This is a genomic window from Cryptosporangium aurantiacum, from assembly GCF_900143005.1.
Classification (GTDB): Bacteria; Actinomycetota; Actinomycetes; order Mycobacteriales; family Cryptosporangiaceae; genus Cryptosporangium; species Cryptosporangium aurantiacum.
Map to the genome: position 1 here is coordinate 801548 of NZ_FRCS01000002.1, position 21596 is coordinate 823143.

General features: G+C 71.0%; 19 protein-coding genes. 9 read left to right on the plus strand and 10 right to left on the minus strand.

Translation table 11 applies throughout. From position 1 onward, the window contains the following. Window positions 1–287 precede the first annotated feature (287 nt). A complete protein-coding gene (locus BUB75_RS10490) occupies window positions 288–1286 on the plus strand; it encodes a prephenate dehydrogenase (protein ID WP_218617417.1) in 999 nt (332 codons plus the stop codon). A 32-nt stretch (window positions 1287–1318) separates the two neighbouring features. On the opposite strand, the gene pdhA is transcribed toward BUB75_RS10490, so the two are convergent. The 3 genes from pdhA to BUB75_RS10505 form a co-directional block, all read right to left on the minus strand. Further along, a complete protein-coding gene (gene pdhA, locus BUB75_RS10495) occupies window positions 1319–2293 on the minus strand; it encodes a pyruvate dehydrogenase (acetyl-transferring) E1 component subunit alpha (RefSeq protein ID WP_073254893.1) in 975 nt (324 codons plus the stop codon). Further along, window positions 2290–3267 (minus strand): S-methyl-5-thioribose-1-phosphate isomerase, encoded by a 978-nt coding sequence (gene mtnA, locus BUB75_RS10500; protein WP_073255293.1) that lies wholly within the window; start codon window positions 3265–3267, stop codon window positions 2290–2292. Before mtnA ends, pdhA begins: the two co-directional genes overlap by 4 nt. 230 nt (window positions 3268–3497) lie before the next feature. Continuing rightward, a complete protein-coding gene (locus BUB75_RS10505) occupies window positions 3498–3761 on the minus strand; it encodes a hypothetical protein (RefSeq protein ID WP_073254897.1) in 264 nt (87 codons plus the stop codon). 836 nt (window positions 3762–4597) lie between these two features. Here BUB75_RS10505 and BUB75_RS10510 point away from each other — a divergent pair. Next, window positions 4598–5914, plus strand: coding sequence for a helix-turn-helix domain-containing protein (locus BUB75_RS10510; protein ID WP_073254900.1), 1317 nt, complete (start codon window positions 4598–4600; stop codon window positions 5912–5914). Window positions 5915–6082: 168 nt separating this feature from the next. Continuing rightward, window positions 6083–6658, plus strand: a complete 576-nt coding sequence (locus BUB75_RS10515; RefSeq protein ID WP_084740685.1) for a GNAT family N-acetyltransferase — start codon at window positions 6083–6085, stop codon at window positions 6656–6658. Between the two features lie 270 nt (window positions 6659–6928). Here BUB75_RS10515 and BUB75_RS10520 read toward each other — a convergent pair whose 3' ends face one another. Then, on the minus strand, window positions 6929–7930 hold the full coding sequence (locus BUB75_RS10520; protein WP_178379817.1) for a cobalamin B12-binding domain-containing protein: 1002 nt from the start codon (window positions 7928–7930) through the stop codon (window positions 6929–6931). A 19-nt stretch (window positions 7931–7949) separates the two neighbouring features. Beyond that, complete coding sequence (locus tag BUB75_RS10525; RefSeq protein WP_084740691.1) at window positions 7950–9299, minus strand: PP2C family protein-serine/threonine phosphatase; 1350 nt, start codon at window positions 9297–9299, stop codon at window positions 7950–7952. 211 nt (window positions 9300–9510) lie between these two features. Between BUB75_RS10525 and BUB75_RS10530 the strand changes: the two genes are divergently transcribed. Both BUB75_RS10530 and BUB75_RS48100 read left to right on the plus strand, forming a co-directional pair. Beyond that, the gene (locus BUB75_RS10530; protein WP_073254906.1) at window positions 9511–9849 is read left to right on the plus strand and encodes an STAS domain-containing protein; all 339 of its coding nucleotides are present in this window, start codon (window positions 9511–9513) and stop codon (window positions 9847–9849) included. Window positions 9850–10154: 305 nt separating this feature from the next. Next, window positions 10155–10652: an adenylyltransferase/cytidyltransferase family protein gene (locus BUB75_RS48100; protein WP_073254909.1), complete on the plus strand. Its 498-nt coding sequence runs from the start codon at window positions 10155–10157 to the stop codon at window positions 10650–10652. On the opposite strand, the gene BUB75_RS10540 is transcribed toward BUB75_RS48100, so the two are convergent. Further along, window positions 10618–11319, minus strand: coding sequence for a permease prefix domain 1-containing protein (locus tag BUB75_RS10540; protein ID WP_073254912.1), 702 nt, complete (start codon window positions 11317–11319; stop codon window positions 10618–10620). The two genes, BUB75_RS48100 and BUB75_RS10540, sit on opposite strands and share 35 nt — an antisense overlap. After that, a complete protein-coding gene (locus tag BUB75_RS10545; protein ID WP_073254915.1) occupies window positions 11316–11603 on the minus strand; it encodes a PadR family transcriptional regulator in 288 nt (95 codons plus the stop codon). Before BUB75_RS10545 ends, BUB75_RS10540 begins: the two co-directional genes overlap by 4 nt. Window positions 11604–11816: 213 nt before the next feature. Here BUB75_RS10545 and BUB75_RS10550 point away from each other — a divergent pair, with 213 nt between their 5' ends. The 4 genes from BUB75_RS10550 (at window position 11817) to BUB75_RS10565 (ending at window position 17267) form a co-directional block, all read left to right on the plus strand. After that, window positions 11817–12287: a hypothetical protein gene (locus BUB75_RS10550; RefSeq protein ID WP_073254918.1), complete on the plus strand. Its 471-nt coding sequence runs from the start codon at window positions 11817–11819 to the stop codon at window positions 12285–12287. Further along, window positions 12284–13807 (plus strand): multicopper oxidase family protein, encoded by a 1524-nt coding sequence (locus BUB75_RS10555; RefSeq protein WP_073254921.1) that lies wholly within the window; start codon window positions 12284–12286, stop codon window positions 13805–13807. Before BUB75_RS10550 ends, BUB75_RS10555 begins: the two co-directional genes overlap by 4 nt. Window positions 13808–14040: 233 nt before the next feature. After that, a complete protein-coding gene (locus tag BUB75_RS10560; RefSeq protein ID WP_178379818.1) occupies window positions 14041–15900 on the plus strand; it encodes a DUF1800 domain-containing protein in 1860 nt (619 codons plus the stop codon). Window positions 15901–15908: 8 nt separating this feature from the next. Beyond that, a complete protein-coding gene (locus BUB75_RS10565) occupies window positions 15909–17267 on the plus strand; it encodes a DUF1501 domain-containing protein (RefSeq protein WP_218617419.1) in 1359 nt (452 codons plus the stop codon). Between the two features lie 163 nt (window positions 17268–17430). Here the strand turns inward: BUB75_RS10565 and BUB75_RS48105 are convergent, their stop codons facing one another. From BUB75_RS48105 to BUB75_RS10580, 3 genes are all read right to left on the minus strand, one after another. Next, window positions 17431–19266 carry a globin domain-containing protein gene (locus BUB75_RS48105; protein ID WP_073254929.1) on the minus strand — a complete coding sequence of 612 codons (1836 nt, stop codon included), beginning with the start codon at window positions 19264–19266 and terminating at the stop codon, window positions 17431–17433. Further along, on the minus strand, window positions 19263–19973 hold the full coding sequence (locus tag BUB75_RS44995; RefSeq protein ID WP_073254932.1) for a bifunctional DNA primase/polymerase: 711 nt from the start codon (window positions 19971–19973) through the stop codon (window positions 19263–19265). The genes BUB75_RS48105 and BUB75_RS44995 overlap by 4 nt, the downstream gene beginning before the upstream one ends. Before the next feature lie 867 nt (window positions 19974–20840). After that, a complete protein-coding gene (locus BUB75_RS10580) occupies window positions 20841–21509 on the minus strand; it encodes a hypothetical protein (RefSeq protein WP_073254935.1) in 669 nt (222 codons plus the stop codon). Window positions 21510–21596: the final 87 nt, after the last annotated feature.

Sequence of the window (21596 nt, forward strand, 5' to 3'; positions counted from 1 at the left end):
CGGACTGCGTGCCCGGGGCCGGAGCCGGGGCCGCGGTCGGGACCGGAGCCTGGGCCGAGACCGGGGCCGGGGCCTGCGTCGTCGCTGGTCCGCCGGGTCCGGGTGCGATCGGCCGTCGCCCAGCTCGTCGACCTTTTGTTCGCTTCATGCCCATTCCTCCCGGCTTTTCCAACCCTGACCCTCGCTGATTACGACAGATCACTGCAAGTCGCAGCACCGGGCGGTTTGCGCCCGCACTCGGTCCCCGGGCTGGCCGCCGGAACAGCGGCCCTGGTTTGCTGTCCGGTGTGGCGATACATCGGGTGGCCGTCCTCGGGCTCGGCCTGATCGGCGGCTCGCTGCTGCTCCGGCTCGCAGCCGACCAGGCCAGCAGCCCTGGCAGCCCCGGCAGCATCGGTTACGACGCCGACCCGGAAACGCGTGCTGCGGTCGCCCAGCGGCTGGGGCCGTCCGCGGTCGCGCCCGACCTGGCCGCCGCGGTGGACGGCGCCGACCTGGTCGTGCTCGCCGTCCCGCTACCGGCCGTACCGATCGTCGTCGCCGCGCTGCGCGACGTCGGCTACCGGGGCCTGTTGACCGACGTCACGTCGGTGAAGGAACCGGTACGCGCGATCGTCACGGCCGAGCTGCCGGACGCCCGCTGGGTGGGCGGGCACCCGATGGCGGGCAAGGAAGCGTCCGGGTTCGACGTCGCGGACCCCGAGCTGCTGGCGGGTTGCGCGTGGGCGCTCTGCCTGGACAACGGGACCGCGCTGGCCGACTGGCTGGACGTGGCGCGGTGGGTGCTCGGGCTCGGCGGGCGCGTGACGCCGTTGACCGCGATCGAGCACGACGCCGCGGTCGCCCGGATCAGCCACCTCCCGCACCTGGTGGCGGCGGCCCTCACGACCGGCGCCGCCGCCGAACCGGTCGGGCCGGCCGCGCTGGGGTTGGCCGCCGGCTCGTTCCGGGACGCCACCCGGGTCGCCGCGACGCGGGCGGCGCTCACCGCGGCGATGTGCGGTGGTAACGCGGCTGCGCTGATCACCGAGTTGGATTCGCTCGTGGAACGGCTGGAAGAAGCCCGGGAACTGCTGACCACCACCGACCCGGTCAGCGCGCTCACCGGGTGGCTGGAAACCGCGCGGGCGATCCGGCACGAGTGGCCACCGCACGGGGCCGAAACCCGAACGCCGCTCACCCGGCACGACCTGCTCGCGCTGGGCCGCGCCGGCGGCTGGCTCACCGAGCTCCACGCCGACGCGGCCACCGCGGTCCTGCCGAAATCTGTCCACCCACCGACGTAACAGCCCCGCGCGACACGTCGATGAGTGGCCAACTAATTGGCGAACACCGGGAACGGGCCGGACGGCTCGAGCGACAGGCACGCGGCACGCACTGCGGCGGCGACCTCAGCGGCGTCCGCCTCGGCCTGGACGTAGAACGTTTCGTCGGCGAGCTGTTCCGCATCGAGGTAGCGGCGCAGCCGCTCGATCGGGTCGAGCGCACGCCAGTGCTCGAGTTCGTCCGTGTCGCGGTAGCGGCGCGGGTCGTCGGACGTGGTGTGCGGCCCCATCCGATACGTGAAGGACTCGATCAGCGTGGGTCCCTCCCCGGCTCGCGCCCGCTCGACTGCCCACCGCGTCACCGCGAGGACCGCGAGCACGTCGTTGCCGTCAACCCGGACACCGGGGAACCCGAACCCGTCGGCACGCCGGTACAGCGGCACCGGCGACTGCCGCGCGACCGGCACCGAGATCGCGTACTGGTTGTTCTGGCAGCAGAACACGACCGGCGCATCGGCCACCCCGGCCCAGTTCATCGCCTCGCTCGCGTCGCCCTGGCTGGTCGAGCCGTCGCCGAAGTAGACGCCGACCACCTCTTCCGCACCGTCGCGCTGGACGCCCATCGCGTATCCGACCGCGTGCAACATCTGCGACGCCAGCACGATCGTGTACGTGTTGAACCGCCGCTCGAACGGGTTCCAGCCGCCGTGCGAGGCCCCGCGGAAGAGCGCCAGCAGCTCGGCGGGCTGCACACCGCGGGCCAGCGCCACCCCGTGCTCCCGGTAGGACGGGAACAGCATGTCGGCGGGCGCGAACGCGCGAGCCGAGGCCACCTGCGCCGCTTCCTGGCCGAGGCTCGGCGCCCAGAGTCCTAGCTCGCCCTGGCGCTGGAGCGCGGTCGCCTCGGCGTCCACGCGCCGGGTGGCGACCATCTCCCGGTACATCCCGCGCAGCTCGTCCGGCGTGACGTCGAGCGGGTAACGATCGTCGTCCCGGCGCACGCCCGCCGGGGTCAAGAGCTGAATCACGAGAAACTCCGCAGCGGTCCGAGCGGCACGTCGTCCCAGGTCTGGCCGGCGGCGAACCGTACCACCCTGCGGTCGGTCACGACGGCGGTGACCAGGTCGGACGGCGTGACGTCGAACGCCGGGTTGGCGGTGGTCACGCCGTCGGGCGCCGACCGGGCCGACTTGAACCCGACCACCTCGGCGTCGGAGCGGTCCTCGATCTCGACATCGGCGCCGGAGAGCGTCGCAAGATCCACCGTGGACTCCGGGGCCACCACGATGAACGGGATCCCGGCCCGCGCGGCGCCGAGCGCGTGCGCGTAACTGCCGATCTTGTTGACGACGTCGCCGTTGGCGCAGATCCGGTCGGCGCCGATGATCACCGCGTCGATCTCGCCGCGGGCGATCAGATACGGACCGGCGCCGTCGACCGCGAGCCGGAACGGAACGCCGGCCCTGGCGAGTTCCCAGGTCGTCAGCCGGGCTCCCTGCAGCAGCGGACGCGTCTCGCTCGCCACGACCCCGCCCAACCGCCCGATCCGGTGCAGTGCGAACACCACGCCCAGCGCGGTGCCGCCGGTCACCGTGGCGAGGCCGCCGGTGTTGCAGTGGGTCAGCACCCGGGGCTGCGGCCCGCAGATCTCGGCGAAGAGGTCGACGCCGTACGCCGCCATCGAGTCGCTGCTGGCGATCTCCTCGTCCCGGATCGCCAACGCCTCGGCGAGCACGGCGTCAGGCCCCGCGTGGACGAACGCGGCAACGCGGTCGACAGCGCGGGCCAGGTTCACCGCGGTGGGCCGGGCGTCTCGGAGCGCCGAGATCGCGGCGCCCGGCTCGGCCAGAGTTCGGACGGCCAGCGCCACACCGAGCCCACCGGCGACGCCGATCGCCGGCGCCCCTCGGACGGCCAGCCGCTGGATCGCGTCGACGACGTCCTCGACGGTCTCCAGACGCAGGAGCCGCTCGACGTCCGGCAGCGCGGTCTGGTCGATCAGCTCGACGGCCGGCCGCGACGGATGCTCGACCCAGTCGACGGTGCGCTGATCAAGGGAGAAAGAGGGCGGAACGTCGCCGGTCGGCGACGTGGACCGAAGCGGTTCGGTGCTGCTCACACACCGAGCCTGCCATGTCCACGCCGACCGACCGGCTCCGCCGGTCGCCAGGACCGTCCGGGGGCGCGTGTGGACGATCCGGGCGACGTTCGTGGGGGTCTATAGAACTCTTCTCAGACCCGTTCTTCGCTACCGGTCAGCGCTCGTTCGAGCACCGTCCGTGTCGTACAGGGCCACAGCACGCGTCCGCCCGGCGTCTCCGGGCAGCCGGTGCAGTAGAAGCGGCCCTCGGGGTCGCCGGGGACCTGCACGCCGTCGTGCAGCGCGAGCACCGCCTCCACGGCCCTGAGCAGGTCGTAGAGGTCGAGGGGCGCGTGCGCGAGCAGGGCGACGTCGTCGGCCTTGCGGATTCGTTCGCGGATGTCCCGGAGCGTCACCCAGACATTGGTCGAGTGCCCTCGACTCACCGGTCGCACCGGAACTGCGGCGCGCAACGTAGTCGCGACCGCCCAGCCGACAAGCGCGGCGGTGCGCCCACCGGCGGCAAGCCGCCGGCCCCAGCGGAGGACGACGTCGTGATGTCCCGTCCACACGAGAGGATCCCCCGGTTCCGGAGCGATCTGGGGTAATGACCGCGCCTCTCCGCGCCCGCCTTCGCCATCGGGTTCACCCTTCCCGTGCCGCATTATGAGAACTCGTGACCGCCGTAGCGTTCTGTTGTGGCCACAGAGTGAACTTTCAACGATGAGTACACAACTCATCACTGACTGGCGCTGATACCCGGGCGTATGAGCAATCCGGGTCGGCATTCGTCAACGCTGGTGCGGTGATCACGAACCGCCCACGTATGCACACTGTCCCCATTGGCCAGACCGGCACCAGAGGTCGATGCCGTGTCCGCCCAAGAGCCAGGCATGTTCGCCCGAGCGGCCGAACCGGCTCGTCCCAACGACCACGAAGAACCCTCCGACCTGCGGTCACACCGCACGGAACCCGGGGGTCAGCCCTACCTTTGTGGTCTTGCGCACACCATCCGCGCGGCTATCATCAGCCTCATCCGGGTGTATGAGAAGTGTCCACTGCGCAGGGCAGGAGCACGTCGATGGCCCGTGAGTCGTCCGAGCACTCCCCCGCTCACCGGGTGTGCGCCCACTGTGGGGGGCGACTTCGCCGCGACAACACCAACACACTGTGTGACCCGTGTCAGCGGAGTGCTCACACCGTAGAACTGCTGGCCCCGGTTCTCCCGCTCGATTTCTGGGCCGAACCGGAGATGCGTCAGGCCCTCGCCGATCACGACCTGGGCACCGTTTCCCAGCTCTATCGCGCGCGGACGCCGATCCGCCGGCAACACATGGTCGCCGAGCTCGTCGGTTTCTCTCAGGCGCATATCTCGCGTATCGAGCGGGGCCTCTGCGAGATTCGGTTGGACACGGTTCTGCGATTCGTCCAGGGCCTGCGGATACCCCCTCACCTGGTAGACCCCATCGGCGCTCCATACCTCGACGGATCAACGGCGCCCGAATTGCCAACTACCGTCCCTACTCATGCAGGGCATGAAGTAGGAGACAACATGCGACGTAGAAGTGTGCTGAAAGGACTGACCGGTGCCGCGGCACTGGTGGGGTTCTCGCTGGCGGGCGACGAGGACGAAGAAGCCCTCGCGAACGACGAATTCGGCCGCGTCGGCGAAGCGCACGCCGCGCAGTTGGAAGACGCTCCGAAGCATCTCTACAACCTCGATTACCGTTACGGCGGCGACACGCTATGTGATCAAGCCGCGGCGCAGTTGCGACGAGCGAACAAACTCCTCAACCGCGGCCAGTACAGCGAGGCAGTCGGCCACCGCCTCCAGGTGGCCACCGGCGAACTGGGCATCTGCGCCGGGTGGCTCGCGTTCGACGCCGGCCGCCAGGACCAGGCTCGCTACTGCTACACCGAGGCGCTCGCGGCGGCCCGGATGGCCAACGACCCCAACCTCGAGGTCCACGCGCTGGCGAACATGAGCATGCAGGCCGTGGCCCTCGACCGGCCGCGCGAAGGCTTGCACATGGCGCAGGCGGCACAGCGCGTCGCGAAACAGATCTCGACGCCGACGATGGACGCGCTGCTGGCCATGCGGGAGGCGCGCGCCTGGGCGAAGCTCAACGACGGCCCTGCGGCCCGCCGCGCGATGGTCCGCGCCCGCGACGCGTTCGAGCTGCGCACCGAGGACGAGGAGAAGCCGGTCTGGATCGCGTTCTTCGACGACGTCGAGCTGGCAGGCAACGAGGGCATGTGTGAGCTCGACACCGGTCGGGCGAACAAGGCGGCGTCCTTCCTCGAACTCGCTCGCGAAAAGCAGCGCGAGGGCATGGTGAGGAACAAATCCCTCTATACCGTCAGGCTCGCCTTCGCTACGCTCGCTCGTAGAGACGTGACGCGCGCCATCGAAATCGGTGAGGAGGCGCTGGGAATGGTCGTGAACGAAGTGACCAGCACCCGCACCCTCAACGAGCTGCGAGCCTTCCGGCGTCAGCTGGCCCAGGTCAGCACGTCGACCGCCGCCCGCAGTTTCATGGCGAGGTTTGATTCGACGGTCGTCGCGTGAATTCGGCCGCCGGTATCGGCGGCCGAATTCGATGTCGCCTAGCGGCCAACACGCAGGGCGAACATCCTCGTACAGTCGGTGGTTCTCACCCTTTGGCGGGCCGGTTCCGGCCCGGACGTCCGCGTGCCCGGACGGGGGTTCGCCGTCCGGTCAGCAGAAAGGCCGACGATGACCCCTATCACCCCAACCCGGCTCGTCACTCACGCCTACGACACCGGTGGCGCACGAGCGATCCAGGACGAGCTGTTCGCGCTGTACGCCGAGATCTACGCCGATCAGCTGAGTGATCCCTTCTACTCGGTGGAACGGTTCGCCGACCGCTTCGTCGGACACTCCGGCCGGTCGGGGTTCCTCCTGGTCACCGGGCGGATCGACGACGAACTGATCGGCTACGCGTACGGCGGTCCGCTGGGAGCGGCCACGCAGTGGTGGAACGGCCTCCGGGAAGAAGTGCCGCCGGACGTCGTCGCCGAGGACGGCTCCCGGACGTTCGCGCTGAACGAGATCATGGTGAAGGAGGGCTGGCGGCGGCGGGGGATCGCCCGCTCACTTCACGACACCTTGCTCGCCGATCGTCCGGAACGTCGCGCGACGCTGCTCGTCGATCCGGCCAACACCGCGGCGAAGGCGGCGTACCTGTCCTGGGGCTGGCAGCTGCTTGGCCACCTCCAGCCGTTCTCGGACGCGCCGATCTACGACGCGCTCGTCGTCGACCTGCCTCTGAGCCATCGAGCGGCGGGATGAAATTCCCTCAGATCCGGACGCAACTCCCGAAAGACCGTCACCCGAGCGGACGGGTCTCGTTGACCAGACCGTGCTGACTCCGCGTTCGTACTGCTCCCGGAAGTCAGGGCCGCGGCCCGAACAGCCGACGTCGCGGCCCGCTCCCGGGGAACACGTGCTGGCGGTGTCACCGTCCGGACGGCGGGATCGACACCGGGCCCATGCGCTGTATTGCAGCCGTCCGCGGCCGGTCGAGCGTGCGACCGGCCGTGACGCTGCCCCGGCGAAGGTTCACTGAACCGTCTCGCGGAGCAGGCGCGCAGCGATCGGTAGCTGGCTGCCCGCGGTCCGGGAGAGCACGTCCCACAGGGCCGGCACCGCGTTCCGATGACACCCACGCGCCGCGAGCAGGGTCGTCAGCCACTCCCGCCCGTCGCGCAGGATCGTCACGTCGTCGGTGAGCAGGGCGGCGGCGAGCGCGTGGAGCGCGTGGTCGACCGCGTACTCGGCTTCGGCGTCCAGTCCGACCAGGCGGTCCGCGCCGATCTCCCCGAGTGCGGCGAGCCAGGCGTCCAGCACCTGGACGGCCAGTTCCCGGTTCCGGATCAGGAGCTCGGACTGCTCCTCGGCGCCGGCGTGGGCGAGCGCGGGCACCGGCTCGGCGACCGGACGCAGCAGGGCGAGCACGTCGGCGGCCTCCCGCGGTGAGGCGGCCCAACCGCTGGCGCCCAGGGCCAGCGCCCGCGACGAGTCGGTCCCGAACGCACGGCCGCCCGCCAGCGTCGGAATCCCCGCCTCGGCGGCTGCTTCGACGATGCGGCGGGCTGCGGGCAGCGCCGCCGACATCGAACAGCTCACCGCGACGACGTCCGGGTCGAGGCGGTGGAGGTAGCCGGCCAAGTGTTGGGCAGGCGTCGAGGCGCCGAGGAACGTCGTCCGCCAGCCGAAGTGCCGCAGCGACTCGGCGACGATCCGGGCGGCGAGCGCGTGCCACTCCCGCTCGGCGCACGCGACCACTGCGTAACCGCGAGGCGCGACCGGCTCCGGGATCCAGGCTCCGACCGTCCCGACGGCGGCCTCGCTGATCACGGTCGCCGCGTGCTCCTGGGCGACCGTGTACTCGCCGCTCTGCCAGCGGTCGCCGACCGCCTCCTGGGCCGGGGTGATCAACTCGAGCAACACGTCGACCGGGTCCATGCCGCCGTCGAGCAGGTCGCCGACCACCTCCACGGCCATGCGACGGTCGGCGGCGTCGAGCGCCTTGGCGTAGTTCTCCCGGACTTCGTCGGTCACGGTCGTCACTGTCTCCGCCTTACTGCCGCACTCCGCCGAACGCGAGCACGGCGACGTCATCGGTCGGGCCGACGCCGACACCGCTGTACTCGGCCACCGCGATATCGATGGCCTCCGCCAGCGCGTGCGGGCCGCTACCCGCGTAACCGGCGGCGAGCTGGGACAACCGGCCGAGCCCGAACCGGCCTCCGGGGCCGATCGCGTCCGGCACACCGTCGGTGAACAGCACCATCATGTCGCCGGGCGCGAGTTCCACCCCGACCTCGACGTACTGCGCGATCGGTAGCGCCCCGCAGAGCAGCCCCTTCACCGGCACCTCCTCGACCGTGCCGGATCGGCGGACGACCAACGGGTGCGGGTGCCCCGCCGACGCGAGTACGACCGACAGGCTCCCGTCCGGAGCCGTACGCACGCGCGCGCAGATCGCGGTGAGGAACCGGGTGGTCGGCTCGACCCGGCTGGCACCGGAGAAGAGCGACGCGTTGAGCACCCGCAGCAGCTCGGCCGGACGGCGGTCGTAGAACGCCGCACCCCGCGCGGTGTGCCGAGCCTGGCCGGTGAGGATCGCGGCCTCGGCGCCCTTGCCCGCGACGTCACCGAGCAGCACCGACCAGTCCCCGGGCTCGCCGAAGACGTCGAAGAAGTCGCCACCGATCTCGGCAGCGTGCAGGGCGGCCCGCATCCGGGTGCCGATCGCGATCCCCGGCGTCTCGGGTAGCTGGGGTGCCCGAAGGCTGGCCGCGAGCACCTCGGCGACCTGCGCCTGCTCGGCGTATACCCGGGCGGTGTCGAGCGCGACCGCGATCCGGCCGGTCAGCTCCTGGGCGAACGTGACGTCCTCGGGCTCGAACCCACGCCCGGCGCGCCGGGCGAGCGTCAACGTGCCGAACGTCGTCCCGCGAGCGGTCAGCGGCAGGACCAGCAGGTCGGCGGGGCGCAGGCCGAGGACGCCGTCCCGCAGCTCGCCCGCGGGCACGGTGGCCGCGACGCTCTCCGGAACGACGCCGTCCGCCAGCACGTGCATCAGCTCGGCGCGGCCGGTGGCGAGGATCCGCCCGTGGCCGGAGATCTCGCCGAGCACCGGACGGGTGCCGTCCACGCTCACGAAGCGGTCCGGCTCGTCGGTGCGTACGGCGGTGTATCGGACGCCGGTCCGGGTAGGCATCATCAGCTGCGCCCAGTCGGCCAGCGCGGGCACGGTCACGTGCAGGGCGCGACGGAGTGTCCGGTCGGGGTTGAGCGACCCGGCGAGTTGTTTGCTCGCCTCGGCCAGGTGCGCTGCCCGCTCCCGGGCAGTAGCCAACAATGTGGCGTCGTCCAGCTGCCCCGGCGGGGGCTGGGCGACGTACCGCACTGGCTGCTCGAACATCAGCGAACCTATTCATCGGGCACAGGCGGACTTCACCGACTGTACCCACCGGTACCGGCGACGGGCAGAACCGAGCATCCCAGGACCGATCGGGCGACGCGGAATCGACGCGTGCACTGGAGAGCCTGTCGGCTCACCGACCTCAGGACGGTTGGAGCGCCGCAGCGGTGGAACAATTTTTATACGGATCGGGGCCAGAAGGAGGGCCGGAGTGGTCGAGGACGGCATCTGGCGGCTGGACGTCTCGGTGAACGGCGGCACGGCCTGGTTGCTCCCGCAGGGCGACCTCGACATGGAGAGTTCACCGTCGCTGATTCGGTGCGCGCAGCGCGCGTACACCGGCGGAGTGCACCGGGTCGTCGTTGATCTGTCGCGCGTCACGTTCGTCGATTCGTCCGGCATCGGTGCGCTGGTGACGCTCTGGCGGACGATCGGTGAGACGCCAGGTGGTTTTGCGATCGCGGCACCGTCACGGGCCGCGCAGTCCGTCCTCTCGACGACCGGGATCGACACGCTGATCGAGCGTGCCGACGAACCAGCCCAGGCTTAGGCCGGCCCAGGACTCCGGCAGCTGGGCGGCGTACGCCTCCGGGTGACGCTCGGCCGCCACCTGCGCGAGCCGTTGATCGCGACCGACCTCGCCGTAGTCGACCATCCGAGGTTCCCCTGCCTGCCGCACCGGGAAGTACCGTGCATAACCGACGCTATGGATGAACCGCGTCGGGACGGTTACGGAACGCCACCTGACAATGTTTCGGGTCACAGCAATCCTGGAGCCACTCCCGGAGCGTGCTGGACCGACGATGATGAAGGCCCACGGACGAACTCCACGCCATTCCGGAAGGACGTGACCGGATGCCCGACTCACCACGAGCGGGGCTCCACCTGAGCTGGTACTCGCACCCATCCGGCTCCGGCCGGCTGGTGGTCGTCACCGGTGCGTTCGACGTGCTGCACGTCGGCCACCTGCGCTTCCTCCAGTCCGCCCGCGCCACCGGCGACCTGCTGCTGGTCGGCGTCGAGTCGGACAACCGGGTCGCGGCGTGGAAGGGCCCCGGTCGACCGGTCAACACCGGGGTGGAGCGCGCCGAGATGCTGGCCGCGCTGCGCACGGTGGACGGCGTCTTCCTGGTGCAGGGCGATCCGGACGTGAAGGACCCGGAGGCCTACGTCGACCTGCTCCGTCCGCTCGACCCGGCCGTCCTCGCGTTCACCCAGGGCGACCCGTTCGCCGAGGAGAAGCACCGCTCGGCAGGCCTGCTGGACGCGGTGGCCGTCGAGGTGCCGCTGGTGCCCGAGCGCTCGACCAGCGCGTTGCTCAACGGGCGGCGGTCGGTGCCCACGGCCGGCTGATCCGGAGGCCGCGGAACACGGTGACGGTCGCCGATCTGGCGACGGCCAGCGACGCGACGACGGTCAGCACAACAACCGCGACACCGGCCGCACTCGACTCGACCTCCTGCACCCCGCGTCCGCCGGCGGTCAGCGACATCCAGGTGGACGACCCGACGCTGACCACCAGCGTCAGCCACCCGAGCAGCCCGACGCCGATCGCCAGCCGCCGAACCAGCCTCGCCGACGCACGAGCGAACAGCGGGAGCGACATCGCCGCGGTGATCGCGGCTCCGTAGCTGAACAGGTCGAGCAGGCTCGCCACCGAGGCGATGCTCGGCGGGGCGTCGCTGCTCCCGACTTCCGCGAACCGCCAGAGCGCGTCCCAGCTCAGCGTCATCGCCGGGTAGGCCACGGCGATCAGCATCGCCGAACGGCGCCCCTGACTGGCGTCCAACTCGGCTTGGTAGAGCGGAGCCAGGTCGGCGGGATCGCCGAACTCGGCCGCGGCCCGTCGGGCCGCTTCGCCCGGCGCGAGGCCTGCCTCGCGATAGGCCGCTGCCGCGTCCTGCAGGCCGTCATCCACTTCCTGCAACAGCGCATGGCGGACGCGATGCGGTCCGCGCAACCGTGCGCGTAGGTCGCCGAGCAGCGCAGCAACCGGATCGACGTCGAGGACCGTAGTCATGTGGCCTCCGCCAGGGTCGCGTCGAGCGCGCTGCTGTACGCCCGCCACTCGGTGCGCTCGGCCGCCAACGCGCGCCGGCCGGAGCCGGTCAGCTGGTACGTCCGGCGCTTCCGGCCACCCACCGTGCTCCAGTCGCCGGAGAGGTGGCCTGCCCGCTCGAGCGCGCGCAACGCCGGGTAGACCGTGCCGGTGGGCAGGTCGAACCGGCCGCCGGAACGCTGCCGGAGCGCCTCGATGACCGCGTACCCGTGGAGCGGACCGGGCTCGAGAACCGCCAGCAGCATGGCGTCCAGATGACCGCGCACACTGTCCTTCACAGGTAGGCAGGCTACTCATGATCAGCGGCCGCCGGGTGGGTCCGCACCGGATATCCGGGTGGTCCCGGGGTGAACTCAGGGTTGGGGTCCGCGGATCTCCGGGACCGCACCGGATCCATAGGTAGGCTGCCTACTCATACGGTCGATGGCGTCCCGCTCCTCTAGTCAAGGACGCCCCCGATGTCGACACCTCCCATACGACGGCCGCGGGTCACGCTCTGGCTGCTGCGCCTCGGCCTCACCGTGCACGCGCTCTGCGTCGTCGCGCAGCCGGTACTCGCCGGCCGATTCCTGGACGGCGACTACGACGCGATCAGCGCGCACAGCCTGAACGGCTCGGTGCTCCCGGCCTCCGGCATGCTCGTCGGAGCAGTGGCGCTCGCGTATCTGATCGCCGGCGGCGCGGTGTGGCCGCTGCTCGCGTTCTCCGCTCTCTGGCTCGCCGAGGGGTTTCAGATCGGCGCGGGGTACGCCCGGGTGCTGGCGATCCACATCCCGCTCGGCGTCGCGATCGTCGTGGCCGCGCTCGGTCTGACGATCTGGTCGTGGCTGCCCGCGGCAGCCCGTCCCCGCCGCGGACGGCAGTGGCGCATGCGGCGCGAACCGGCGAGGGCTGCCCTCGACCGCGTAGCCGCGGAGGCCGGACGATGAGGCGGCGACAGTTTCTCGGGCTGCTCGGCGCTGCGGCCGGAACCGTCGCGCTCGCCGGATGTGACACCCCGGGCCAGACCGGCGAGATGGTGCGCAGCGAGGTCCCGATCCCGGAACCGTTCCGGGTACCGCTCCCGGTTCCACCGGTGAAACGCCCGGTGCGCCGGGACGCCACGACCGACTGGTACGAGATCGTCCAGCGGCCCGCCGAGGTCGAGATCCTGCCCGGCGTCCGCACCCAGATCCTCGGCTACGACGGCGTGTTCCCCGGGCCGACGATCGAGTCGCGCAGCGGTCGCCGCACGGTCGTCCGACACCACAACCGGACCGATGTCCCGACGGTCGTGCACCTGCACGGCGGCCACACCCCGGCCGACCACGACGGCTGGCCGACCGACCTGGTCATGCCGCTCGGCGGCGCCCATCAGCACCAGAGCCACCACCCCGGCAAGATCACGCAGGGCAAACGCGACTACGTCTATCCGCTCGACCAGCCGGCCGCGACGCTCTGGTACCACGACCACCGGATGGATTTCACCGGCCCGCAGGTCTACCGCGGCCTGGCCGGATTCCACCTCGTGCGCGACGCCGTGGAGGACGCGCTGCCGCTGCCCGCCGGCGACCGCGAGATCCCGCTGATGATCGCCGACCGCACGTTCGCCGCCGACGGCTCGCTCTCGTATCCCGCCGCCGACCACGCCGGGCACACGGCAGGCACGATGCACGACTGGGTCGAGGGAGTCCTCGGGGACGTCATCCTGGTCAACGGCGCGCCCTGGCCGGAGCTCGAGGTGGTGGGCGCCCGGTACCGCTTCCGTGTGCTCAACGCGTCCAACGCCCGGCGGTACCGGCTGACGCTGGACCCGCCACCACCGGAGGGCCCGCAGTTCGTCCAGATCGGATCGGACGCCGGGCTGCTCGCCGCACCCGTCGAGCACGGCAACATCGACATCGCACCGGCGGAGCGGTTCGACCTCGTCGTCGACTTCAGCAGTTACCGGCCGGGCCAGGTGGTGACGCTGCGGAACGCGTTCGGCACCGGCGACACCCGGCAGGTCATGCGGTTCCGGGTCACCGACCGAGCGCGGGACGAGTCCGCGGTGCCCGCACGCTTGGCCGAGGTGACCCCGCTGGTGCCGCCGGAGGACGCGCCGCGCCGGGAGTTCGCGTTCACCCGTGGCGTCGTCGGTGATCGGCCCGGCTGGGTGATCAACGGCAAGCCGTTCGACCCGGAGCGGGTGGACGCCACACCCCGGCTCGGCGACATCGAGATCTGGACGTTCTTCACCGACCTCCACCACCCGATCCACGTCCACCTCTCGCCGTTCCAGGTGCTGTCGCGCAACGGCCGTTCGCCCGGCGATCTGGACGGCGGCTGGAAGGACACCGTCGACCTGCGTCCGGCCGAGGCGGTGGAGGTGGCGATCCGGTTCACCGGTTACCGCGGGCGCTTCCTGCTCCACTGCCACAACCTCGAACACGAAGACATAGCGATGATGTCCACATTCGAGACAAAGTGACCAGGAGTACTCAGGAGTCACTTTAAATGCTTCCGATGCTTACTTAAGACCACCCGAAGAACGTTGGCACCAGCTCCTCGCGTTACTACCTTCCGGCGTGAATCACAGAATTTTTTTCGGCCGGACGTCGTGCAGATCGGACGGACCGGCGCTTACCGCCACGCACAAAGGAGCCCTGCCGCATGCCCGAGCGGCCCGGTCGATCCATGCCCGAAAACGTCAAACCTCGCGAAGTGGACCGACCACCCACTGGCACGTCCCGGTGGGGACGCCGCGGCCTGGTCACCGGCGTGCTCGCCGCGGCGGGGCTCGCGGTAGCGGCCTGCAGCAAGGACGACGAACCGACGAAGAAGGTCAGCGGCGACAAGGTCGACGCGGCTCCGGCCGGCAACTCCGACGCGCCGGTCGACGGCGCCGACCCGAGCCAGACCGCCGGAGGCAGCCAGACGGCCGGCACCTCGCCCACCGGCGGCGACAGCACGACGAAGTCGCTCGACCGGTCCACCGGCGCCGGATCGAGGCGCCCGTCCGGACGCCAGGCGCGGACCGTGCGCACGTACAGCGAGCGCGACGAGTCCTACATGGGGGCGAAGGCCGGCAGGCAGCTCCGGAGCAGGCCGAGCGTCCCCGCGAAGCTCTACTCCGGACCTGCGGCCGCCGCGACCGGCACGAAGGTCACCTCTCCGCTGGTGTTCACCGCCGACCCGGTGCTGCACCTGGTGCGCCGGACGACGTTCGGCGCGTCGCCCGAGCTCGTCGCCGAGGTACGCAAGACCGGCATCGACGCCTGGCTCAGCCAGCAGCTCCAGCCGGAGTCGGTCACCGAATCCGGGGACGTGGCGAAGGCCGAGAGCGTGTTCAGCACGCACGGCAAGTCGATCAAGCAGCTCCGGGCGGACAAGGAGCGGCTCGGCGACCAGCGCCCGTACGCCGACCAGGAGAACGTCCGGCTCACGATCGCCAGGCAGATCTGGTCGCAGCGACAGCTGTTCGAGGTCATGGTCGACTTCTGGAACGACCTGTTCCACGTCGCGAACCCGTTCGACGGCTCGGAGATGGTGCGCGCCTCGTTCGACGCGGACGTCATCCGCAAGCACGCGCTCGGCTCGTACAAGGACATGTTCCTGGCCGGCAACCGCCACCCCGCCCTGCTCCGCTACCTGAACCAGGACCAGTCCCGCAAGGACCGGGTCAACGAGAACCTGGGCCGGGAGAACATGGAGCTGTACTCGGTCGGCGTCGACGGTGGTTACACCGAGGTCGACGTCCGGCAGGCAGCGCTGCTGCAGACCGGGCGCCTGATCAAGGACGACGAGTTCTTCTACGACCCCAACGCCCACCACGTCGGCGCGATCAAGGTCATGGGGTTCAGCCACCCGAACTCCAGCGCCGACGGTGGCCTGGACGCCGGCGACGAGTACCTGAGCTACCTGGCGCTGCACCCGTCGACCGCGGAGCGGATCGCGCGCCAGCTCTGCCTGCACTTCGTCTCCGACACCCCGCCGGCCACGTTGGTCGCGCGGCTGAAGAAGTCGTACCTCGACAACCGGTCGTCGATCGTCCCGGTGCTGCTGACGCTGTTCTCCTCGTCGGAGTTCTGGGGTTCGGTCGGGCTCAAGGTGCGGCGCCCGATGGAGTACGTCGTCGCGACGCACCGTGCGCTCGGCGTTCGGCCCGGCGCGGAGTTGGCGGACGGGCTCTCCGCCGTGCACAACCGGATGCGTGAGCTCGGGCAGTACCCGATGGGCCAGCCGTCGCCGAACGGCTACCCGCGCGTGTTCACCGCGTGGGCTTCGGCAGGAACCATGATCGAGGAGTGGAATGAGGCACGTTCACTGGTCGCGGGCGGACGCAAGGGCTTCACGTTCGTCAAGCCCGAGGAGCTGGTCGAGGACCCGCCGGCAACCGCAGGGGAGTTCGTGGACGCGCTGAGCGTCCGCCTCGTCGGGCAGAAGCTCCCGGCGAAGGACCGGGCCGCGGTCCTGTCGGTCAGCGGGCTGACCGCCGACGCAACCGTCGACGCGACGTTCAACGGCGCGGTCACCGCGGTGGCCCGCACGATCCTCGCCTCCCCCTACCACTCCTTCAAGTGAGGCCCCCCGTGCTGTTACACCCCGACTGCCCGGATCTTCGCGCGCTGGGCCCGACTCTCGGTGACGCCGTTCTCCGTGCGGAGGCCGCCGCCGTCGAAGCCGAGAACGCCGCGGTTCGCGACGAGTGGACCCAGCTGACCGAGGCCGAAGAAGCCGCCGAGGAAGGCCGCGGCGTCACCCGCCGGACCGTGCTCGCCGGCGCCGGCCTGACCGCCACCACGCTGCTGACCAGCCAGTTCCTCAACGTCCGCGCCTCGTTCGGCGCGACCGGCACCGGGACGCTGATCCACGTCTTCCTGTTCGGTGGCCTCGACGGGCTGAGCCTGGTGGCTCCGGCGAACGACCCGGTGCTGACGAAGGTCCGACCGTCATTCGCCCTTCCGGACTCGTCGATCGCGCTTGCGCGCGGCTTCGCGCTGAACCGCGCGTTCGAACCCCTCAAAAAGTATTTGGACGCCGGGGAGCTGGGCTTCGTCCCGGGGGTGTCCGATCCTCGGCTGTCCCGGAGCCACTTCCAGTGCCAGGACGCGTGCGAGCTCGGCGGGTTGCCCAGCGAGACCCAGGGCCGCGGTTGGCTGGACGTGCTCACCGAGAAGCTCGGCACCGGCACCGCGTTCCGGTCGGTCGGCGTCGGTAGCACGCTGCGCCGCTCGCTGGTCGGGACGCAGGGCGCGCTGGCACTGCGGAACCTCGGTGCGCTGGCGATCAACGGTGACGAGAAGTTCCGGCAGCCGACGGCCGACGCGGTCAAGACGATGTTCACCGGGCTCGACCACCCGGCGGCGGAGTCGGTCGAGGCGGCCGTCGGCGCGCTGGAGACCGCTCGCAAGATCAGCTCGGTCAACTACGCGCCCGCGAACGGGGCTGCGTACCCGGCCGGCCTCGGCGACGGCTTCAAGACGCTCGCGCAGCTGATCAAGGGCGGGGCGAACGTCCGCACCGCCGCGGTCTCGATGGGCGGGTTCGACACCCACAGCAACCAGGGCACGAACGGCGGGCACCTGTTCAACCAGTTCACCCAGATCGCGAAGGCGCTGCGGGCGTTCTTCGACGACCTCGGTGACGCGCGGAAGGACGTGACCGTCGTGCTCTCGTCCGAGTTCGGACGCCGGGTCGCGCAGAACGGCGGCGGCACCGACCACGGGCACGGCAACGTCGTCACGATCCTGTCCGGGAAGAAGCTCGCCAGTTCGGTGATCGGCACCTGGGACGGGCTCGGGACGCTCGACAACGGCGATGTGCCGGAGTTCAACAACATGTTCGACGTGTTCGGCACCGTTGCGCAGTCGCGGTTCGGGCTGTCGTCGGCCGAGGTGGCGGCGGTCTTCCCGAAGCGGACGTTCAAGCCGCTGACAATGTTCGCCTGAGCCTCCCACCGCCTCCCGCGGCCTCGGGCCGCGCGGCCGCCGCCGCCCGGGCAGATTGCATTTGCGAGGCGTATAGCCCTTCCAAATGCAATCCGCTCAAGGGCGGCGCTCCTTCTGGGGAGGAGGGGGCGTCGCGGTGCGTCACTCCGCGACGCCCCCTCCTCTATTCCTGGGCGGGGGCGTCGCCCAGGTCTGGCGGGTTCGGCCCTCCACTTGGCGCGGGCCGAACCGGTCGGGTGGTCGTGGCTTCCGGCCAGCCGGTGCCGACTCCACGGAGCGCGGCTCCCGGTGTGGCGCGGCCAGGCTCTGGCACCGGCGCCGGACGTGCGGCCGACTCCCCGACGGCCGCGGGTCCGGTGGGCTCGGCGTCCAGGTCGCCCGGCTCGATCCGGAAAATCTCGGTCGGTGCATCCTCGGCCACCGCCGGCCGCGGCCCCGGAACCCCCGGCCCCGCAACCCCTGTCCCCGGCGCCCCTGTTCCGGGCGTACCAGGCCCGGGCGTACCAGGCCCGGGCGTACCAGGCCCGGGCGTACCAGGCCCGGGCGTACCAGGCCCGGGCGCACCAGGCCCGGGCGCACCAGGCCCGGGCGCACCAGGCCCGGGCGCACTCGGCCCCGGAGCCTCTGGCCACGGACCCCCTGGGCCGGGCGCACCAGGCGCCGGAACGGCGGGCGCCGACGCCGGCTCTGGTGCCTGCCGTGGCTCTGGCACGCGCCGAGGATCCGGATGATCGACGGGTTCGCGTTGCGCCGGAACGGCTGAGCGGCGCAGGTCGAGGTTCTGCGGCGGCGCCACCTGGGGCGGCGAGTCGTACATCGCCGGGTCGATCTGCTGCGGCTGCGGGGGCAGTGGGTCGGGACGCTGCGCGGCAGCCTTCCGACTCCGCGCTCCCCAGCTCCACGGATTCCGCGACCGCCGCGGCCGCTCACCCGGCTCCCGCGGCCGCTCGCTCGACTCCTCCTGCGGCCGCTCGTCCGGAAGCGGCACACCGCCCGCAGCCGGCGACACCGGCCGCACCGCCGCCTGCCCAGCCGCCGCCGGCCCCTGCGGCGGCAGCCCCTGCGGAGGCAGCCCTTGCGGAGGCGCACCCTGCGGAAGCGCACCCTGCGGAAGCGCACCCCGGGGCTGCGCACCCTGTGGAGACGCACCCTGCGGAGGCGGCCCCGACGCCGGCAGCCCTTGCGGAGGCGCACCCTGCGGAAGCGCACCCCAGGGCTGCGCACCCTGCGGCGGCGCACCCTGCGGCGGCGCACCCTGCGGCGGCGCGCCCTGTGGGGGCGGCCCATGTGGGGGCGGCGGCCCATGTGGGGGTGGTGCGGAGCCGCCGGCGGGTGGGCGGCGTAGCGGCGTCGGCTCGGACCCCGCCGCGGCGGAGGTGACCTCCTCAACGCGGGCGAGTCGTTCGAACAGCTCGCCGCGGTCGAACGAGATCGTGCGGTCACGCGCCGGGTCGACCCGCTCCTCGACGCCCACCGGCTGCGGTGGTTCCGCGGGCTCGACGTACGCCCGCCAGTACGCGGGCGACGTCTCGGGCTCGCGGGCCGGCGGCGCGGACGAGCCGCCCGCCCCCTGCAACATCTGGGCCGCGAGCCACTCGTACACCTCCATCCAGGCCGAGCCGAGCGTCCCGCCCTCGGAGTTCGGAAACAGCTCCCGGACGGCCCGCACCAGCGCCTGCCCCACGTACGGGTAGTGCTCCGCGGGCACCCCGTGACGCGTGGCGTGTTCGGCTCCGAGGCGGCGCAGGTCGTCCTCCAGCGTCGCCATCGCGTCGAGGACATCGATCGCCCGCAGCAGTTCCTCGACGATCCGCTCCCCGTGCCGCCGGAGCTCGGCCGCGATCAGTTCCTTCGTCCGCGGCGCGAACGTCGGCAGGTGGCGGTACACCGCCGCCGAAAGATCCACCGGCCGCACCGCGATCGTCGCCCGTGACTCCCGGAGCATCGCCATCGTGGCCGAGTCCGGGCGGCGGATCTCCTGGGGCAGCCGCGGATTCATCCGGACCGTCCGGTTATGACGGGCCGGGCTCGAAAGGTGAGCGCGACCCGGAGCGCATCGCAGACCACGGCCGCCGGTGGCAGCCTCCACCCACATTCCTGCGGGGACCGGAGCCATCGCACCTGGCCGGTCCGAACCGTCGACGGTGGCAGCGTGACCCACGAGTCCTCCCCGTGCAGCAACACCCCCGCACCGGCTGCCGCGAGCCACAGCTCCTGACCGGGCCGCAGCTGCTGGCAGAACAGCTGAGCCTGCCCGACCTTCGAGCTGGAGATCGGCGCGAGGTACCCGGCGGCTCGCAGTCGCTCGTCGATGACCGTCACCACGTCCTCGGTGCCGTCCACGACGCCGGGACCGGTGCTGGTCGGCATCAGGAGCGCGTACGGGTGGCCGGTCCACCAGCGGTCGACCTCGGTGGGCGTCTTCACCACGCACTCGGCGACGGTGGCGCGACACCGATCGCCGGCCGGCCCGACGCCGGGGTCGACCGCGTGCGGGCTCGACGTCCGGCATCGCGGACGCCCGCAGCGGTACCGCTGAAGCTGCGGTGACCACCACGCGCCCGGCGCGACCGGCCAGCCGGCCCGGAGGAACTCGTGAGCAGCGGCCGCCAGGACGGCCCGCTCGAGCCGAGCGCTCATCGAGTCACCGCCACGGCACCGGACCAGGAAGGCCCGGAAGACCGGGACGACCAGGAAACCGCCCACGGCGTCGCCTCGACGTGGGACGCTCCGGCGCGTGGTGCTGTTGCCGGTGGCACGGTGGTCGCGACCTGGACGATCTCTAACGCTCGGCGACCGCTCTCGTCGGTGGAAATGTTCCGTGCCATGGCAGCACCCCTGTCCTTCTACTCTCACAGCGCGCCCGGTTCGCCTACGGACACCGCTTATCCATTCGCTGCAGACCGTCACGGGAGTCGACGACGCACCCGGTCGAATTCGGCCTCGGCGAATAATCCGATCATGACACCGCTCCGCCAATTCACCTCGTAGCCCGGACTCATTTCGCCGTTAACAGATCCTTAGTTACCGGTGTGACTGGAGTGGCGCGATCGAACGATTTATCACCCCCGATGGCAGCTCACTTAACAAACCCTGAGGAAATCGACGACGCGCGTCACACCGTCCACACCAGAGACACCGCGACCAGCACTATCCGCTGGTCAGCGCCGATCCCAGCCGACTGCTCACGTGCGGGCACCGCCCGCCGGAACGCCCGGAACAATGCCGGAAAGTCGCTTTTCAGGGAAGCCTGCGGATCGTTGCCTTTTCGTAACCAAGGAACGGATCGGGCGACCAATTCGCGACCGTTTGTCGAGCTAGGGAAATCGCGGAAACAGTGCGGGAAGAATTCCCAACGGGACCGGTTCGATCGGGAACAATTCCCGGGGCCGCAGGACAATTGTCCCGGCGCTATCCGGAAATGGAGAGACGCCGAACGGGAATTGCATTAGCGAAGTTGCCGAACGCTATCAGCCGCCACTCAGACACAACTGTCCGCTACCCGACAGCGGCCACACGTAAGAAGGCCTACTCCGGCGCCGTTGCCGGAGTAGGCCTTCTTAGGAGAGCGGGTCAGCCGCGGGGGGCGAACCCCTCGAACCGACCCCCATGGCGTGCGAACCGCGCCCAGAGCGCCGACAGCGTCCCGTCCTCTGCCTCGGTGACCTCCGCACGGTGGCGCACGACCTCCACGGCCACCAGGTGGGGGTACTGCCCGTTGGTCTCGTAGAAGTGGACCTCGTGCGCCCAGCACGCGGCGGCGATCGCCGGACGCGCAGCGGCGACGTCGGTCGAACCGACCCCGTCCGGGCACCAGAGGTAGACGCGCTCGCCGTAGGACTTGCGGCGGGTGAACAGCACAGCGGGCAACTTGCCCCGGGACGAGACCACGCCCGCCTCCGCGCAGGCCACCCGGATCCGGTGCGGCGTGACAACCGTCCACAGCACCGCGAACGCCCACCGACGAAGCGGCGGCACCAGCGCCACCACGGCTAACACCCCGGTGACGATGCTCAGCCCGGTCAGCCCGCCGAAGGTCTGGACGCTCGCCCACCACAGCAGCGGCGCACCGAGAAGCGCCGCGAGTTCGTACCGCCAGCGCCAGAGGACGGTCGTCGGTAACGGACGTGCGACTACCGGTCGCGCCGGCCAGTCGGGCGCTGCGCCGCGACGCAGTACCCCGGTCGGCGGACGTAATTCATCTGCCCCACCCTGATGCCAGCCTTGCGGCCCCGTGTTCATCTGGCACCCTCCATGCCCGTGGTATCCGGTTGTGCCGAGCACCAAGCCGGGACCGGACCGGCGAGCAGCGCCGGATCCGTACCTCCG

Bases quoted from the DNA above. Each gene is read 5' to 3' on its own strand.
- BUB75_RS10510 (WP_073254900.1), top strand. From the start codon at position 4,598: ATGCGTCAGGCCCTCGCCGATCACGACCTGGGCACCGTTTCCCAGCTC.
- BUB75_RS10515 (WP_084740685.1), top strand. From the start codon at position 6,083: ATGACCCCTATCACCCCAACCCGGCTCGTCACTCACGCCTACGACACC.
- BUB75_RS10525 (WP_084740691.1), bottom strand. From the start codon at position 9,299: ATGTTCGAGCAGCCAGTGCGGTACGTCGCCCAGCCCCCGCCGGGGCAG.
- BUB75_RS48100 (WP_073254909.1), top strand. From the start codon at position 10,155: ATGCCCGACTCACCACGAGCGGGGCTCCACCTGAGCTGGTACTCGCAC.
- BUB75_RS10540 (WP_073254912.1), bottom strand. From the start codon at position 11,319: ATGACTACGGTCCTCGACGTCGATCCGGTTGCTGCGCTGCTCGGCGAC.
- BUB75_RS10545 (WP_073254915.1), bottom strand. From the start codon at position 11,603: ATGCTGCTGGCGGTTCTCGAGCCCGGTCCGCTCCACGGGTACGCGGTC.
- BUB75_RS10550 (WP_073254918.1), top strand. From the start codon at position 11,817: ATGTCGACACCTCCCATACGACGGCCGCGGGTCACGCTCTGGCTGCTG.
- BUB75_RS10555 (WP_073254921.1), top strand. From the start codon at position 12,284: ATGAGGCGGCGACAGTTTCTCGGGCTGCTCGGCGCTGCGGCCGGAACC.
- BUB75_RS48105 (WP_073254929.1), bottom strand. From the start codon at position 19,266: ATGAATCCGCGGCTGCCCCAGGAGATCCGCCGCCCGGACTCGGCCACG.
- BUB75_RS10580 (WP_073254935.1), bottom strand. From the start codon at position 21,509: ATGAACACGGGGCCGCAAGGCTGGCATCAGGGTGGGGCAGATGAATTA.